This window comes from Novosphingobium sp. BW1 (assembly GCF_008107685.1).
Lineage (GTDB): Bacteria > Pseudomonadota > Alphaproteobacteria > Sphingomonadales > Sphingomonadaceae > Novosphingobium.
This window is the reverse complement of record NZ_VIRF01000070.1, coordinates 49,545-65,234: the sequence shown is the minus strand read 5'-3', so window position 1 is coordinate 65,234 and position 15,690 is coordinate 49,545. Positions and strand designations below refer to the sequence as shown.

The 15,690-nt window shown below is 66.4% G+C and carries 14 protein-coding genes; all 14 read left to right on the top strand.

The window, feature by feature from the left end:
* Window positions 1-6: 6 nt before the first annotated feature.
* From FMM79_RS10910 to FMM79_RS10845, 14 genes are read left to right on the top strand one after another with little or no spacing between them, the layout of a single operon-like run.
* Window positions 7-1,584: a gamma-glutamyltransferase family protein gene (locus tag FMM79_RS10910; protein WP_148627530.1), complete on the top strand. Its 1,578-nt coding sequence runs from the start codon at window positions 7-9 to the stop codon at window positions 1,582-1,584.
* Entirely contained in the window at window positions 1,578-2,828 is a 1,251-nt protein-coding gene (locus FMM79_RS10905) for an allantoate amidohydrolase (RefSeq protein WP_148627529.1), read from the top strand. The genes FMM79_RS10910 and FMM79_RS10905 overlap by 7 nt, the downstream gene beginning before the upstream one ends.
* Window positions 2,818-4,080, top strand: a complete 1,263-nt coding sequence (locus FMM79_RS10900) for an alanine--glyoxylate aminotransferase family protein (RefSeq protein ID WP_148627528.1) — start codon at window positions 2,818-2,820, stop codon at window positions 4,078-4,080. The genes FMM79_RS10905 and FMM79_RS10900 overlap by 11 nt, the downstream gene beginning before the upstream one ends.
* Entirely contained in the window at window positions 4,077-4,982 is a 906-nt protein-coding gene (gene puuE / locus FMM79_RS10895) for an allantoinase PuuE (protein WP_148627527.1), read from the top strand. The genes FMM79_RS10900 and puuE overlap by 4 nt, the downstream gene beginning before the upstream one ends.
* The gene (hpxZ, locus tag FMM79_RS10890) at window positions 4,979-5,371 is read left to right on the top strand and encodes an oxalurate catabolism protein HpxZ (RefSeq protein WP_148627526.1); all 393 of its coding nucleotides are present in this window, start codon (window positions 4,979-4,981) and stop codon (window positions 5,369-5,371) included. The genes puuE and hpxZ overlap by 4 nt, the downstream gene beginning before the upstream one ends.
* The gene (gene uraD / locus FMM79_RS10885; RefSeq protein WP_148627525.1) at window positions 5,371-5,811 is read left to right on the top strand and encodes a 2-oxo-4-hydroxy-4-carboxy-5-ureidoimidazoline decarboxylase; all 441 of its coding nucleotides are present in this window, start codon (window positions 5,371-5,373) and stop codon (window positions 5,809-5,811) included. The genes hpxZ and uraD overlap by 1 nt, the downstream gene beginning before the upstream one ends.
* Complete coding sequence (locus FMM79_RS10880; protein ID WP_305778396.1) at window positions 5,808-7,241, top strand: FAD/NAD(P)-binding protein; 1,434 nt, start codon at window positions 5,808-5,810, stop codon at window positions 7,239-7,241. The genes uraD and FMM79_RS10880 overlap by 4 nt, the downstream gene beginning before the upstream one ends.
* Window positions 7,238-7,570: a hydroxyisourate hydrolase gene (gene uraH / locus FMM79_RS10875; protein ID WP_148627524.1), complete on the top strand. Its 333-nt coding sequence runs from the start codon at window positions 7,238-7,240 to the stop codon at window positions 7,568-7,570. Before FMM79_RS10880 ends, uraH begins: the two co-directional genes overlap by 4 nt.
* Before the next feature lies 1 nt (window position 7,571).
* A complete protein-coding gene (gene xdhA, locus FMM79_RS10870) occupies window positions 7,572-8,999 on the top strand; it encodes a xanthine dehydrogenase small subunit (RefSeq protein ID WP_148627523.1) in 1,428 nt (475 codons plus the stop codon).
* Window positions 8,992-11,325: a xanthine dehydrogenase molybdopterin binding subunit gene (xdhB, locus tag FMM79_RS10865; RefSeq protein ID WP_148627522.1), complete on the top strand. Its 2,334-nt coding sequence runs from the start codon at window positions 8,992-8,994 to the stop codon at window positions 11,323-11,325. Before xdhA ends, xdhB begins: the two co-directional genes overlap by 8 nt.
* Complete coding sequence (xdhC, locus tag FMM79_RS10860) at window positions 11,322-12,239, top strand: xanthine dehydrogenase accessory protein XdhC (RefSeq protein WP_148627521.1); 918 nt, start codon at window positions 11,322-11,324, stop codon at window positions 12,237-12,239. Before xdhB ends, xdhC begins: the two co-directional genes overlap by 4 nt.
* Complete coding sequence (gene guaD / locus FMM79_RS10855; protein WP_148627520.1) at window positions 12,239-13,537, top strand: guanine deaminase; 1,299 nt, start codon at window positions 12,239-12,241, stop codon at window positions 13,535-13,537. Before xdhC ends, guaD begins: the two co-directional genes overlap by 1 nt.
* Complete coding sequence (locus FMM79_RS10850) at window positions 13,537-14,553, top strand: adenosine deaminase (RefSeq protein ID WP_148627559.1); 1,017 nt, start codon at window positions 13,537-13,539, stop codon at window positions 14,551-14,553. Before guaD ends, FMM79_RS10850 begins: the two co-directional genes overlap by 1 nt.
* Window positions 14,553-15,686, top strand: a complete 1,134-nt coding sequence (locus FMM79_RS10845; protein WP_148627519.1) for a nucleoside hydrolase — start codon at window positions 14,553-14,555, stop codon at window positions 15,684-15,686. The genes FMM79_RS10850 and FMM79_RS10845 overlap by 1 nt, the downstream gene beginning before the upstream one ends.
* The last annotated feature ends 4 nt before the right edge of the window (window positions 15,687-15,690 follow it).

Genomic DNA, 15,690 nt, shown 5'->3' with positions numbered 1-15,690 from the left:
CCACCCATGCAGACCGTCATCGCCCCAAACGGCATTGCCACCGCCCCTCACCACCTCGCCGCGCAGGCGGGCCGTGACGTGCTCGCCGAGGGTGGAACGGCTCTGGAAGCCTGCGTCGCCATCGCCGCCACGCTGAGCGCGGTCTATCCGCACATGACCGGAATCGGCGGCGACGGCTTCTGGCTGATCCGCGAACCCGACGGGCGCCTCCATGCGATCCACGGTGTGGGCGGAGCGGCGGCCAGCGCGGACCTATCTCTCTACGCGGGACTTGATGCTGTGCCTCAGCGCGGACCTCTGGCTGCGAACACGGTGGCGGGCACGGTCTCGGCCTGGGAGGCGGCGCTGGCCGATCCGGCCTGCACGCTGCCGCTCGACCGTTTGCTGCGCGACGCCATCGTCCATGCCGAAACCGGCGTTGCGGTGACCGCAGGCGGGGCAGGGATTGCGCAGGCCAAGGGCGAGGAACTGCGTGGCCAGCCGGGTGCCTATGCCGAAATCTTCGAGCCCGAAGGCCGCGCGCTGGCCGAAGGCGACGTGCTGCGCCAGCCTGCGCTCGCGGAAACGCTGCGTACGCTCGCACGCGAAGGACTGGCGAGTTTCTACACAGGCCCGCTGGCCGCGCGCATTGCAGAGGACCTCGTGGCATTGGGCAGTCCGGTTTCGGCCGCCGATCTCGCTGCGCATGCTGCGAGCCGTCCTACGCCTCTCTCGGTGCCGATCATGGGCGCGCGTCTCTTCAACACCGCACCGCCCACGCAAGGGTTCGCCTCGCTCCTGATCCTCGCGCTGTTCGACCGACTGCAGGCCGAGGCTGCAGATGGCTTCGATCACGTCCACGGCCTCGTCGAGGCGACCAAGCAGGCCTTCCTGCTCCGCGATGCACACGTGGGCGATCTTTCCTTCACCAATTTCGATTTTCAGGGCCTGCTTTCCGATCCCGAGGCGCTCGACGTCCTGGCCGCGCGCATTAATCCTGCAAAAGCGATGGCCTGGCCGCAGCCCCCGCAGTGGGGTGATACCTGCTGGTTCGCCGCCGCCGATGGGGAGGGCCGGATGGTCTCGTGCATCCAGTCGACCTACTTCGAGTTCGGCTCGGGGCTGGTCCTGCCGCAGACCGGGATCACCTGGCAGAACCGGGGCTCGTCCTTCCGTCTGGCCGAAAAGGGCTGGAATGCCCTCAGCCCCGGGCGCAAGCCCTTCCACACGCTCAATCCCGCCATGGCGCTTTTCGACGATGGGCGGATCATTGCCTACGGCACGATGGGCGGCGAGGGGCAACCCCAGACGCAGGCCGCGCTCTTTACCCGCTATGCGCGTTACGGCGTGGACTTGCAGGAGGCAATCTCGGCACCGCGCTGGCTGCTCGGGCGCACCTGGGGCGATGTCACGACCTCGCTCAAGCTGGAGGACGGTTTTGCTCCCGCGCTTTACACAGCGCTCGAGGCGGCGGGGCACGATGTCGAGCGGGTCGGCCCGCCCAACGCCATGATGGGGCATGCCGGCGCGCTGGTGCGCCTGCCCGAAGGCAGCTTTGAAGGCGCGAGCGATCCGCGCAGCGACGGGGCGGCGCTGGGATGGTAGGCGCGCCTTCAAAGCCGGGTGGTGCCCGCGCCGTCGCGCGCTGCGACGCGCTGCGCGATCCCCCCTATTCCGACATGGAAGGGGGGCTTTACCGGGGCTACCTGACGCCTGCCTATGCCGCCGCGCAGGAGGCGCTGACCGGCTGGATGGAAGAGGCCGGGATGCAGGTGCGCCGCGATACCGCTGCGAACCTCATCGGCCGTTACGAGGCCAGCCGTCCCGATGTGCCCGCGCTGATGATCGCCAGTCACCTTGATTCGGTGCGCGATGGCGGTGCCTACGACGGACCGCTGGGCATTATGCTGGGGATCGAGTGCGTGGCCGCGCTGAACGCCAAGGGGCGCCGCTTTCCCTTCGCGATAGAGGTCTATGCCTTTGGCGATGAGGAAGGTTCCCGCTTTCCCGCCGCGATGCTGACCAGCCGTGCGGTGGCCGGAACACTGGAGCGCGGCGCGCTCGACATCGCCGATGGGCAAGGTGTGAGGCTGGCCGAGGCCGGAGTGGACCCGGCTGAATATCTCACCGCCAGGCGCGCACGGGGCGACATCTTCGCCTATCTGGAAGCCCACATCGAACAGGGCCCGGTGCTCGAAGCCAATGGCCTTGCCGTGGGGACGGTCACCGGCATCGCCGCGCAGCTGCGCTATGCGATTACCCTTAAGGGGCTTGCCGGACACGCGGGGACGAGCGCGATGCCGCTGCGCCGCGATCCGCTGCCGGGCGCCGCGCAGATGGTGCTTGCCGCCGAGGAAGTGGCCGCCGCCGACATGTCCGATTCCGTCGCCACCGTCGGCCGGATCGAGGCACTGCCCGGCGCGCCCAACGTCATTCCGGGTGAAGTGCGCTTCACGCTCGACGTGCGCGCGGGCGATATCCGCCGCCGTAACCGCGTGGCCGAGGCGATCCTGGCGCGCTGTCAGGCGATTGCCGCGGCCCGCACGCTCGAACTGGACGTCGCGTGCATCCACGACCTGCCGCCCAGCCCGTGCGACGAGGGGCTGATGGAGCTGCTCGACGCCGCGCACGAAAGCGCAGGCCAGCGCGTTTTCCGCCTCGTTTCGGGGGCGGGCCACGATGCCATGAACTTGGGCGCGCTGTGCCCCACCGCCATGCTGTTCCTGCGCTGCCGGGGCGGTATCAGCCACAACCCGGCCGAACATGTCGAGCCCGCCGACGCGCAAGTCGCGCTCGCCGTCATGCTCGGTTTTCTCGACCGCCTCGGAGAGCGCCACCATGCCCGTTGAACTCGATCCCCTTCTCTTCGGGGAGATCGACCCGCCCCAGCGCCTGCTCATGGGGCCCGGCCCCGTCAACGCGCACCCGCGCGTACTGCGCGCGATGTCGGCGGATCTGCTGGGCCAGTTCGATCTCGAAATGACCGGCTACATGGAGCAGGTCATGGCGCTCTACCGCCCGATCTTCGGCACCCGGAACCGCTGGACGATGCTGGTCGATGGGACCGCGCGCGCCGGGATCGAGGCGGCCCTCGTCAGCCTCGTTGCGCCGGGCGAGACGGTGCTTGTCGTCAACTTCGGCCGCTTTGGCCTGCTCCTTACCGAGATTCTTACCCGTATCGGCGCACGCATTGAAACGATCGAGGCGCCCTGGGGCGAGGTAGTTCCGCTCGCGGCTATCGAGGAGGCCATCGCGCGCACCTCGCCCAAACTGGTGGCGACGATCCATGGCGATACCTCGACGACGATGGCGCAGCCCCTTGATGGTTTGGGCGCGCTGTGCCGGGCGGCGGGCGCGCTCTCCTACGTCGATGCCACCGCGACCATCGGCGGCATGGAACTGGCCGCCGACCGCTGGGATGTCGATGTCGTGACCGGTGGCCTGCAGAAGTGTCTTGGCGGGCCTTCCGGTTCGGCCCCGATCACCATCTCGGACGCGGCGGCCGAGCATATCTTCGCGCGCCGCCACACCGAGGCGGGCATCCGCATGAAGGGGCTTGAGGATGGGCAGGGGCCGCGCATCGCCTCCAACTACTTCGACCTCGCCATGATTATGGACTACTGGTCGGAAAAGCGCCTCAATCACCATACCGAGGCGACCTCGATGCTTTATGCCGCGCGCGAATGTGCCCGCGTGGCATTGGGGGAGGGACTGGCCGCACGCTACGATCGCCATACCCGCTCGGGCCGCGCGATGGCGGCGGGGCTGCGCGCGATGGGCCTCACCGTCTTTGGCGATGACGCGCACCGCATGACCAACGTCACGGGCGTCCACATCCCGGGCAGCGTCGATGGTGAGGCGGTGCGCGCGATGATGCGCGACACCTTCGAGATCGAGATCGGCACTGCGTTCGGCCCCTTGCAGGGCCGGATCTGGCGGCTTGGCGCGATGGGCTACAACGCGATGAAGCACAAGGTGCTGATCACGCTTGGTGCGCTCGAGGCGAGCCTGCGCGCCCATGGTTTCGTGCTGCCGCTGGGCGAAGCGGTGCCCGCTGCGATCGAAGCCTGGGACAGTGCCGGAGTGGGAGAAATCGCATGAACACGACGCCCCGCGACCTTGTTGGCTACGGCGCCAACCCGCCCGAGGAGCACTGGCCGGGCGGCAAGCGCGTCGCCCTCCAGTTCGTCATCAACTATGAGGAAGGCGCGGAGAACAGCGTCCTCAACGGCGACAAGGGTTCCGAGGCCTTCCTCTCCGAAATGGTGGGCGCGGCCAGCCACCCCGACCGCGCGATGGCCATGGAAAGCCTCTACGAATACGGCAGCCGGGCCGGGTTCTGGCGGCTCTACCGCCTGTTTGCATCGCGGAGCCTCCCGGTGACCGTGTTCGGCGTCGCAAAAGCGCTTGAAGCCAATCGCGAAGCGGTCGCCGCCATGCGCGCGGCCGACTGGGAGATTGCCTGCCACGGCCTGCGCTGGATCGATTATCAGAATGTCCCCGAAGAGATCGAACGCGCGCATATCGCCGAAGCCATCGCGCTCCACGAAAAGGTCACGGGCACCCGGCCGCTCGGCTGGTACCAGGGGCGGACCTCGCCCAACACCGCGCGCCTGGTGGCTGAGGAAGGCGGTTTCGTGTACGATGCCGACAGCTACGCCGACGACGTGCCCTACTGGGACGACAAGCACGGCCGTGCGCGGCTGGTCGTGCCCTATACGCTCGACGTCAACGACATGAAGATCGTCGCCTACAACGGCTTTACCGAAGGCGAGCAGTTCTTCCGTCATATGCGCGACACCTATGACCAGCTGGTCGAGGAGGGCGGGCGGATGATGTCGGTAGGCTTGCATGCGCGCATCGCGGGGAAGCCGGGCCGCGCGCGTTGGGTCGGCCGGTTCCTCGACCATGTCGCGCAAAGCGGCGAGGCCTGGATCGCGCGCCGTATCGATATCGCCCGCCACTGGCAGACCACGCACCCTTACGCCGGAGACAAGGCATGAAGATCAACGATCCCGTTCTCCTCGCCGAGGTCACGGCCGCGTTCCACGCATACGAACGCGCGCTGATGGAGAACGACATCGCGGCGATGGACGCGCTCTTTCACGAGGCGCAAACCACCAACCGCTACGGCGTAGGCGAAGTGCTTTACGGCATCGGGGAAATCCGCGCGTTTCGAAAGGGGCGTGGAGGTTCGCCCCAGCGCACGCTCGGTAAGGTTTCGATCGTGACCTACGGCGATGCTTTCGCGACCGCCGATGCCGAGTTCTTCCGCGAGGGATTGGAGCGGCGCGGGCGCCAGACGCAAAGCTGGGTGAAGTTCGATGACGGCGAATTCGGCGGCTGGAAGGTTGTCTCCGCGCACGTCAGCCTGGAAGGAAGCACTCACTGATGGGCGCGCTCTTCGAACACAGCCTCTGGGTCGAGGCGCGCGCCGATGCAGCCCCGACACTCGGAGACCGGCACGCCGATCTTATGGCCGTGGTCCATGCGGCCAGCCGTGACGAGCAGCTCGCGCTCATCCGCGCACATCCCGAACTTGCGGGCAAGGCCGCCATTGACCGCACCTTGACCCAGGCGAGCGCATCGGAACAGGCGAGCGCCGGGCTCGACCGGCTTACGCCTGCCGAATACGAGGAGTTCCACGCGCTCAACGCGGCCTACCGCGAACGCTTCGACTTCCCCTTCATCATCTGCGTGCGCCTGACCGACAAGGCCGGAATCCTTGCCGCCATGCGCGCACGCCTCGCCAACGACCGCGAGACCGAGATCGCCACTGCCCTTTTGCAGATCGGTGAGATTGTCCGCCTGCGCCTGGAAGACCTCGCATGACCGAACAGATGGGCCTGCGCGCACTGGAACAGCGCCTAGAACGCGAACTGGAGCTTGTCGCCTTCAACCGCCCGCAATGGGTGCGTCCGCGCACCTTCGCGGGCGAAGACGTGCTCGACGTCGCTGTCATCGGCGGCGGCCAGTGCGGCCTGGCCACGGCCTTTGGCCTCAGGCGCGAAGGCGTGACCAACGTCATGATCTTCGACGAGAGCCCATCAGGCTTCGAGGGGCCATGGGAGACCTATGCGCGCATGGTCACGCTGCGCACGCCCAAGACGCTTACCCCCCTCGATTTCGGTGTGCCTTCGCTTACCTACCAGGCCTGGTGGGAGGCGCAACATGGCGCTGCGGGCTGGGCTGAGCTCGACAAGATCGCGCGGGGCGACTGGATGGACTACCTGCGCTGGTACCGCCGTGTCCTCGACCTCCCCGTCGTCAACGAGGCGAAGCTCGTGCGGATCGAGCCGCTGCCGGATGAGGCGCTCCACCGTCTGCACTTTGCCGACGGCAGTCGCGAACTGGCGCGCAAGGTGGTCCTGGCCACCGGCATCCAGGGCGGGGGAGAATGGCACACACCGGCGATGGTGCGCGACAACTTGCCCAAGTCGCTCTGGGCGCACACGAGCGAGCCCATCGACTTTGCCGCACTTCATGGCAAGCGCATCGGCATCCTGGGGGGCGGGGCCTCGGCCTTCGACAATGCGCACTTCGCGCTTTCGCAAGGCGTGGAAGCGGCCGAAGTATTCATCCGCCGCAGACAGCTGCCGCGCGTGAACCCGATCCGGTTCATGGAGAAGGTGGGCTTCGCCGCGCGCTACCCGGCGCTTGACGATGCGACGAAGTACGCCGCGATGGACTGCTTCCTGGGCCATAATCAGCCCCCGACCAACGACACCTTCGCGCGCGCCGCGTCCTGGCCGGGCTTTCACCTCCACACCGGCGCGCCCTGGCTGGACGTTGCCGAGCATAATGACCTGGTGCGCGTGACCACGCCGCATGGCCATCACGAATTCGACTTCGTGGTCATCTCGACCGGCCTCATCAGTGACCCGGCACTTCGCCCGGAACTTGCCGACGTCGCCGATCTTATCGCGCGCTGGGGTGAGGTCGTGACGCCCAAGGGCGCGCGTAACGCGCTCATCGATGCGCATCCCTACCTCGGCGACGGTTTCGAGTTCTGCCCGCGCAAAAGTGTTGACGGCGCGCCGCTTCATGGTCTGTTCGCTTTCAACTATTCCGCGCTGATCAGCCTGGGCCTCTCGGCCTCGGCGCTCTCGGGCCTGCATCTGGCTCTGCCGCGTTTGCTGCGCAGCATTGCCGACCAGCTGTTTCTCGATGACAAGGACGTGCTTGTCGAAGAATTCCTCGCCTACGACGATCCCGAATTCGTCGGCGAATGGCCACTCCCCGAAGTCGGAGACGCGGCATGAACACTCTCTCGACCCACATTCTCGACACCGCCCATGGGACGCCCGCCAGCGGGGTCGCAATAGAATTGATCGCCGAAGGCGGTTCGGTGCTGTTCACAGGCACGAGCAACGCGGACGGGCGTTGCCCGGACCTACCCCAGGTGCCTTCGGGCGGGTATCACCTGCGTTTCGCCGTCGCCGACTATTTTCGGGAAAAGGGTGTGCACCTGCCCGAACCGCCGTTCCTCGATGTCGTCCAGATCGATTTCGGCATTGCCGAAACAGGCGCGCACTACCACGTACCGCTGCTCGTTTCGCCCTATGGCTACTCGACGTATCGGGGCAGCTGAGATGGCGATCTCATTTCTTCTCGATGGCAAGCGTATCGATCTCGATACCGTCGATCCGACGGGGTCGGTCCTCGATTTTTTGCGCACGCAGCTTCGCCGCACCGGCACCAAGGAAGGCTGCGCTGAGGGCGACTGCGGCGCCTGTACGGTGCTGGTCGGGACGCTGGAGGCGAGTGACAGGGTACAGTGGCGGGCGCTCAATTCCTGCATCCAGTTCCTTCCCATGCTGCACGGCAAGGCGCTGATGACGGTGGAGAGCCTCGCCCATGACGGCGTTCCCAATCCGCTGCAGGCGTGCATGGCGGCGAACGGTTCCTCGCAGTGCGGCTTCTGCACGCCGGGCTTCGTCATGTCGCTCCATGGCCGCGCCATTGGCGCAACCGGTTGCGAGCTTCCGGTCGAGGACGTGATCGCGGGCAACTTGTGCCGCTGCACCGGTTATGGCCCCATTCTGGAGGCCGCGCAGGAGGTGTCGGTTCTTGCGCAGAACGATGCCGCGGTGATCGCGCAGCTTGCCGAGATCGAAGGGGGAGCGGCCTCGGGCGAGTGGGAGGGGCGGCGCTGGTTTGCGCCGCGCAGCGCCGATGCGTTGGCCTCGCTCTGCCGTGAGTACCCGAACGCCACGCTGGTGGCCGGAGCGACCGACGTGGGGCTGTGGATCACCAAGGGCCTGAAGGCCCTCGAGACCGCGATCTTCATCGGAGACATTGCCGAGCTGGCTACAATCGAAGCGACCGATGAGGCGTTGTTTCTTGGCGCCAATGTGCGTCACGCCGATGCGCATGCGGCCCTGGCGCAGCTTCATCCCGACCTGGGCGAGTTGTGGCGCCGCTTCGCCGCGCTGCAGATCCGCAACGCGGGCACCATTGGTGGCAACATCGCCAACGGCTCACCCATTGGCGATGGTCCGCCTGCGCTGATTGCGCTCGGCGCGCAGCTTAAGTTGCGCAGCACTGAGGGCACGCGCACGCTGCCTCTCGAAGACTTCTTCTTGGACTACGGCAAGCAGGACCTGCGCGAAGGCGAGTTCGTGGCCGGGGTGCGCATCCCGCGTCCGGCGAGCGGTACCGTGATCCACATCGCCAAGCTCTCGCGTCGCTTCGACAGCGACATTTCCGCGGTGTGCGGGGCTTTTGCCCTGACCCTGGAAAAGGGGGACGTTGCTTGTGCCCGTGTAGCTTTTGGCGGTATGGCGGCAACCCCGCGCCGCGCGGCGGCGTGCGAAGCGGCCCTGGTCGGCCAGCCTTTCACGCAGGAGACCATGGCGCTCGCCGCCAGCGCGCTGCGCGAGGATTTCACGCCGCTCGATGATGTGCGCGGGTCTGCCGACTACCGCCTGGCTGCTGGGGGGAATCTCTTGCACCGCCTCTGGTTGCGCGCGCAGGGCAACTCTGTGGCGGTGCTGGATCTGGAGGCCCTCGATGGCTGATCGTGACCCCTCTTGCGATCTCGGTGCGCGCGTCCTCGCCAAGCCCTCGCACCCGCACGAAAGCGCACACCTGCACGTGACGGGGCAAGCGCGCTATACTGATGACCTCGCCGAACCGGCTGATATGCTGCACTTGTGCTTTGGCCAAAGCAGCGAGGCCCACGCCCGTATCGTGTCGATGGACCTGGAGGCGGTACGTCAGGCTCCCGGTGTCCACAGTGTCTACACCGCCGCCGATATTCCCGCTGCCAACGATGTCGCGCCTGTCGCGCATGACGATCCGCTACTGGCCGAGGACGAAGTGGTGAGCCATGGGCAGGCGCTATTTCTGGTCGCAGGAACCAGCCGAGATGCCGCCCGGCGTGCGGCACGTCTTGCCAAAATCGAATACGAACCGCTCGACGCCGCGATTACATCCGCACAGGCGCGCGCGGCAAACAGCCTGATCGAGCCGACCCAGCGCATGGCGCGCGGCGATGCCGGGGCGACTCTGGCATCCGCCCCGCACCGCGCCAAGGGCGCCTTCGAGATGGGCGGGCAGGACCACTTCTACCTGGAAGGCCAGATCGCGGTGGCGACCCCCGGCGAGGACGGCGCTGTGCACATCGTCAGCTCCACCCAGCATCCCAGCGAAGTGCAGCATTTGGTCGCGCACATGCTCGGCCTCAGCTCGGCCGATGTGACAGTGGAAGTGCGGCGCATGGGCGGGGCCTTCGGCGGCAAGGAAACGCAGGCCGCGCTTTTTGCCGCTGCGGCCGCGCTCGTCGCTGCGAGGACTGGCCGTCCCGCGAAGCTGCGCTGCGATCGTGATGACGACATGGTGATGACCGGCAAACGCCACCCTTTCGAAGTCGCCTACGAGGTCGGCTACGACGAGGAGGGGCATCTCCTGGCGCTTTCACTGTTCCTCTCGAGCACGTGTGGGGCAAGCGTCGATCTTTCGCCCGCTATCAACGACCGCGCGATGTTCCACGCGGACAATTGCTATTACTTGCCCAACGTCGAGATCGTCTCGGAACGGCTGAAGACCAACACCGTCTCGGCCACCGCCTTTCGGGGCTTTGGTGGTCCGCAAGGGATGCTGGCCATCGAGCGGATCCTCGACGATGTCGCCACGCGCCTGGGCCGTGATCCTCTCGAAGTGCGCCTCGCCAATCTCTACGCGGCCGGGCGCAGCGAAACGCCCTATGGCATGGAGATTAAGGACAACATCGCGCCCGAGATCATCGCGCGCCTGCGCGAAACTGCGCGCTACGATGCGCGCAACAAGGCCATCCATGCGTTCAATGCGCAAAGCCCTGTTCTCAAGCGCGGCATTGCGCTGACGCCGGTCAAGTTCGGGATCAGTTTCACGACGACCCATCTCAACCAGGCGGGCGCGCTCGTCCATGTCTATGCCGATGGCTCGATCCAGGTAAACCACGGCGGGACCGAGATGGGGCAGGGGGTCTACGTCAAGGTGGCGCAGGTTGTCGCCGATGTCTTCGGCGTGCCGCTCGGCACCATTCGCTGCACGGCGACCCGCACCGACAAAGTACCCAACACGTCCGCGACGGCGGCGAGTTCCGGGGCGGACCTCAACGGCATGGCCGCCTTCAACGCGGCCTCTACGATCAAGGCGCGCCTCGTCGACTTCCTGTCGCGGACATACGCCTGCACGCCCGAGGACGTGACCTTCGGCCCGGAGGGGGTGCAGGCAGGCGCAGCCCGGCTCACTTTCGGCGAAGTGGCGCGGCGCGCACAGATTGGCCGCGTGTCGCTCAGTTCCACCGGCTTTTATGCGACGCCCGACATTGCCTATGACCGGGCTGCCCACAAGGGCCGTCCGTTCTATTACTTCTCCTATGGCGCCGCAGTGAGCGAGGTCGCGGTGGACATGCTGACAGGTGAGCACAAGGTGCTGGCCGTCGACATCCTTCACGACGTGGGGGCCTCGCTCAATCCGGCCATCGACAAGGGACAGATCGAGGGCGGTTTCGTACAGGGCCAGGGTTGGCTCACCACCGAGGAACTGGTCTGGGACGCGCAGGGGCGCTTGCTCACCCACAGCCCGGCAACCTACAAGATCCCGACCGCCTCGGACCGCCCGAAGCGCCTTACCATCGAGCTATGGGACGGGCAGAACGTCGAGCCTACGATCAACCGTTCCAAGGCCGTCGGAGAGCCACCCTTCATGCTCGCGATCTCCGTCTTTTCCGCCCTCAACCGCGCGGTAGGAGCCTGCGTGCCCGAGGCGCGGTGCCTGCCGCCACTTGATGCACCGGCAACGCCCGAAAAGGTGCTTGCCGCGATTTCGGGGCATCGCAAGGAGGACGCTGCGGCATGACGCAGTGGATCGGTTGGCTGCGGCGGCTTGAGCCTGGCCGGTGCGCCATGGTTTCCGTGCTCGCGACCGAGGGCTCGGCGCCGCGCGGTGGCGGCACGCGCATGCTGGTGACCACTTCGGGCCAGCAGGGCACGATTGGCGGCGGCCAACTGGAGTTTCGCGCCGCCCAACAGGCGCGCGCGATCCTGGACCTGCCGGTCGGGACCTGGCGCGTGCAGGACTATCCGCTCGGCCCTCTCCTTGGCCAATGCTGCGGCGGGCGTGTGCGTCTCCTCATCGAGCATCTGGATCCCGCAGGGCTCGACTGGCTGCACGAGGCTGAGCCCGGCCGCATGCTGGAGACACGCTTTGAGGACGGCGCCGTACTGCGCCGCATCCATGACCGCGAGACGGCAACGCGCCAGTCCGCGCGCGGCGACAAACCGGGGGTGGGCGCGCGGATCATCGAGCCGGTGGGGGAGCGTTCGCGCCCAGTTTACCTTTTCGGAGCGGGCCATGTCGGGCAGGCCATCGCGCGGCACGCGACGGGGCTGCCGCTCCAACTGGCCTGGTTCGACATTCGTCCGGAACTGGCCGATCTCGACGGAGTGACCATCGTCGACGTCGAGGACATTGCAACCTGCATCGAGGAAGCGCCGCCCGAGGCGGCCATCGCGATTTTGACGCACGACCATCCTCTCGATTACCACCTGACCCTGACCGCGCTTACGCGCGATCCGATGGCCTTCGTAGGGCTGATTGGTTCGTCGACCAAGATCGCCCGCTTCCGTTCGCGCCTCAAGGCCGATGGCATTGGCGAGGAGGCCCTCGCGCGCCTGACGACGCCCATCGGCGTGCCGGGAGTGAAAGGCAAGGAGCCCGACGTGATTGCGATTTCGGTGCTGGCCCAGCTCCTTCAGTTAAGGGGGCAGTAATGGGACTTCGCGCGTTCCGGGGAGAATTCCTGTCGGTGAGCTGTGATCCGCGCGATGCAGGGCCAGACGACGGGGCGGCGGTTCGCCACGAGGAGGATGGCCTGCTCGTGGTTGAGGACGGGATCGTCGTGGCCCGGGGCCACCATGCCGATCTGGCCGGGCGTTTCGCCCAGGTGCCGGCCGAGACGCTGCCCGGCCTTGTCGTGCCGGGCTTCATCGATGCCCATGTCCACTATCCGCAGATGGACAGCATGGCCGCGCACGGCGAGCAATTGCTCGATTGGTTGGAGCGACACATCTTCCCGTCCGAGATGGCTTTTGCCGAGCGGGCCCATGCGGATGCCCTGGCGCAGGCGTTCCTGACCGAAATGCTGCGCAACGGAACGACAAGCGCGCTGGTCTTTGCAACAGTCCATGAACATTCGGTTGACGCGCTGTTCGAGGCGGCGCTGGCGCGGCGCATGCGGGTGATCTCGGGCAAGGTGCTGATGGACGAAGGCCCCGAGGGCCTGCGCGACAGTGTCGCCTCGGGACGGGCCGAGAGCGAGGCGCTGCTCCGGCGCTGGCGTGGACGTGGGCGGCTGGGCTATGCACTGACGCCGCGTTTCGCGCTTACCTCCAGCGACGCGCAGCTGGCCGATGCGGGCGCTTTCCTGGCCGACCATCCCGAGGTTTTGCTGCACACGCATCTGGCCGAAAACGTCCACGAGTGCGCGGCGGTTGCCGCGCGCTTTCCCGAGGCGGAGGACTATCTTGATGTCTATGACCGTTTCGGGCTGGTCGGGCCGCGCTCGGTCTTTGCGCATGGTATTCACCTGCCGGATCGCGCCTGTACGCGCCTGTGGGAAAGCGGGGCAGGCATCGCGGTCTGTCCTAGTTCCAACCTGTTCCTGGGATCGGGCCATTTCGACTTCGGGCAGGCGGATCGTTTTGGCGTGAAGCTGGGGCTGGGCAGTGACGTCGGCGCGGGCACGACCTTCTCACTTCTGCACACTGCCGGACTGGCCTACCAGGCCGCTTTGGCGCGTGAGGACCGGCTCTCGCCATACCGTGCGCTGTATCTGGCAACGCTGGGAAGCGCGCAGCTTCTGGGTATTGCCGACAATGTCGGCGCTCTCGAGGTCGGGCAAGAGGCGGACTTCGTGGTGCTCGATCCCGCCGCAACGCCGCTCCTTGCACGTCGTACACATGCGGCCCCTCTTGCGCAGCGTCTGTTTGCACTTCAGGTTCTGGGCGATGACCGGGCTGTTGCCCGCACCTATATTCTGGGCGAATGCGTCTGGGAAAGGACAGCATGATGACCGATCTTGAGACGTTTATTGCAGGGCTTCCCAAGGCCGAACTGCACTTGCATATCGAGGGCAGCCTCGAGCCCGAACTGATGTTCGAACTGGCCCGTCGCAACCAGGTCAAGATCCCCTATGCGAGCGTGGAGGAGGTTCGGGCAGCCTATGCGTTCACCAAGCTCCAAGACTTCCTCGACATTTACTATGCAGGCGCCAACGTGCTGCGCACGCGGCGCGATTTTCACGACATGGCCATGGCCTATTTCGACCGGGCCGCGAGGGACGGGGTGGTCCATGCCGAGCTGATGTTCGACCCCCAGACCCACACCGATCGCGGCATCCCCTTTGCCGAAGTGATCGAAGGGCTGTTCTCGGCAATGGACGAGGCGCATGCGAAGCATGGCATGACCAGTTGCCTCATCCTCTCCTTCCTGCGGCACCTGAGCGAAGAGGCGGCGTTCGATACGCTGGCCGCGGCCGAGCCCTGGCTGGACCGGATCGCTGCGGTGGGGCTGGATTCCAGCGAGATCGGCCATCCCCCGATCAAGTTCGCGCAGGTCTTTGCCGCGGCGCGCGAAAAGGGCCTCAAGCTCACCGCGCACGCGGGCGAGGAGGGGCCACCGGAATATGTCTACCAGGCGCTCGACCTGATCGACGTTGACCGCATCGATCACGGCAACCGCGCGCTCGAGGACCCGGCGCTGACCAAGCGGCTGGCGGACAGCGGCATGACGCTGACGGTCTGTCCGCTCTCGAACCTCAAGCTTTGCGTGATCGACGATATCGTGCAGCACCCCATCGACACCATGCTCAAGGCGGGCCTGAAGGCGACGCTCAATTCCGATGATCCGGCCTATTTCGGCGGATACATCGCGGACAACTATCGGGCGGTGGCGCAGGCGCGCGGGCTGGGCCGCGAGGATCTGGTGACGCTTGCACGCAACAGCTTTACCGGATCGTTTCTGCCGCAAGAGGACATCGCGCGCCATTTGGCCGCGATCGATGCCTTCGTCGCCGAGGTCGCCTGATGCACAGGCGTGCGAGCCTTGCGCTGGCGCTGCTCGTGGCTTTGTTCCTTGTGCCGGTGGCGGCCCTTGCGGCGCATGTGGGGGAGGGCGCTCCCCGCAAGGTCATCATCGAGGATGAGGGCTTTGCGCTCATGCACCTCATGCTGCTGCAAAGCCGCAGGATCGACGTGGTGGGCATTACCACGGTCTCGGGCGATGTCTGGGCCAACCGGGCGACCGCGCTTGCGCTGCGCGGGCTGGAGCTGACGGGCCGCGAGGAAATTCCCGTTGCGCAAGGGGCGACCTTTCCGCTCCTCAACTCCGAGGCCGCGACCGCGCGCTGGGAAGGGCTCTACGGCAAGCTTGTCTGGAAAGGTGCGTGGATGCGCGAATGGGTGGAGCCTACCGTGCAGTCGACGCCCGAATATCATGGCCCCTTCGCTCCGGTGGACCTGCCCGGCGGCAATCCGCACTTGCAGAAGTCGGATGAGATTGCGGCCAATTTCCTGATCCGGATGGTGCGCAAGTACCCAGGTGAGATCACCATCGTGGCGTGCGGGCCACTCACCAACCTGGCGCTCGCCCAGCGGCTCGATCCCGAATTTGCGGGGCTGGTGGGGGAACTCGTCTACATGGGCGGCAGCTTCAATCCCCAGCAGGTGCTCGAGGGTCAGTCCGCCGCCGAGTTCGCGCGCGAATTCGAGAACACCCCGCGCCGCGAGTTCAACGTCGCCTTCGATCCCGAGGCCGCGAGCATCGTCTCGCGCAGCCCCTGGCGCAAGCTGACGGTGATCCCGGTCGATCCCTCCACCGCCACACAGCGCACGCCCGAACTTCTAGCGCGGCTGCAGAAGGTGGCGCCCGCCAAGGTTGCGGCGTTCATCGCAGGCCTCGAGCCGGGCTTCCCGCTCTGGGACGAGATCGCGGCAGGCTATGTGCTCGACGCAGGCATCGTCACCAAGGCGGATCAGCTCTACGTGGATTACGTTACCGATTTCGGGCCCAAGTACGGGGCTACACTGAGTTGGCACGAGCACTACCAACCAGGGCTTGGCGAGCGCAAGGCGAACGTGGTGCTGGCAATCGACCCGGTGAGGCTTGAGGACCTGATGGTCACGGCCATGCGCGAAGGGGCCGAGCGGCAGGGCAACTGATCGG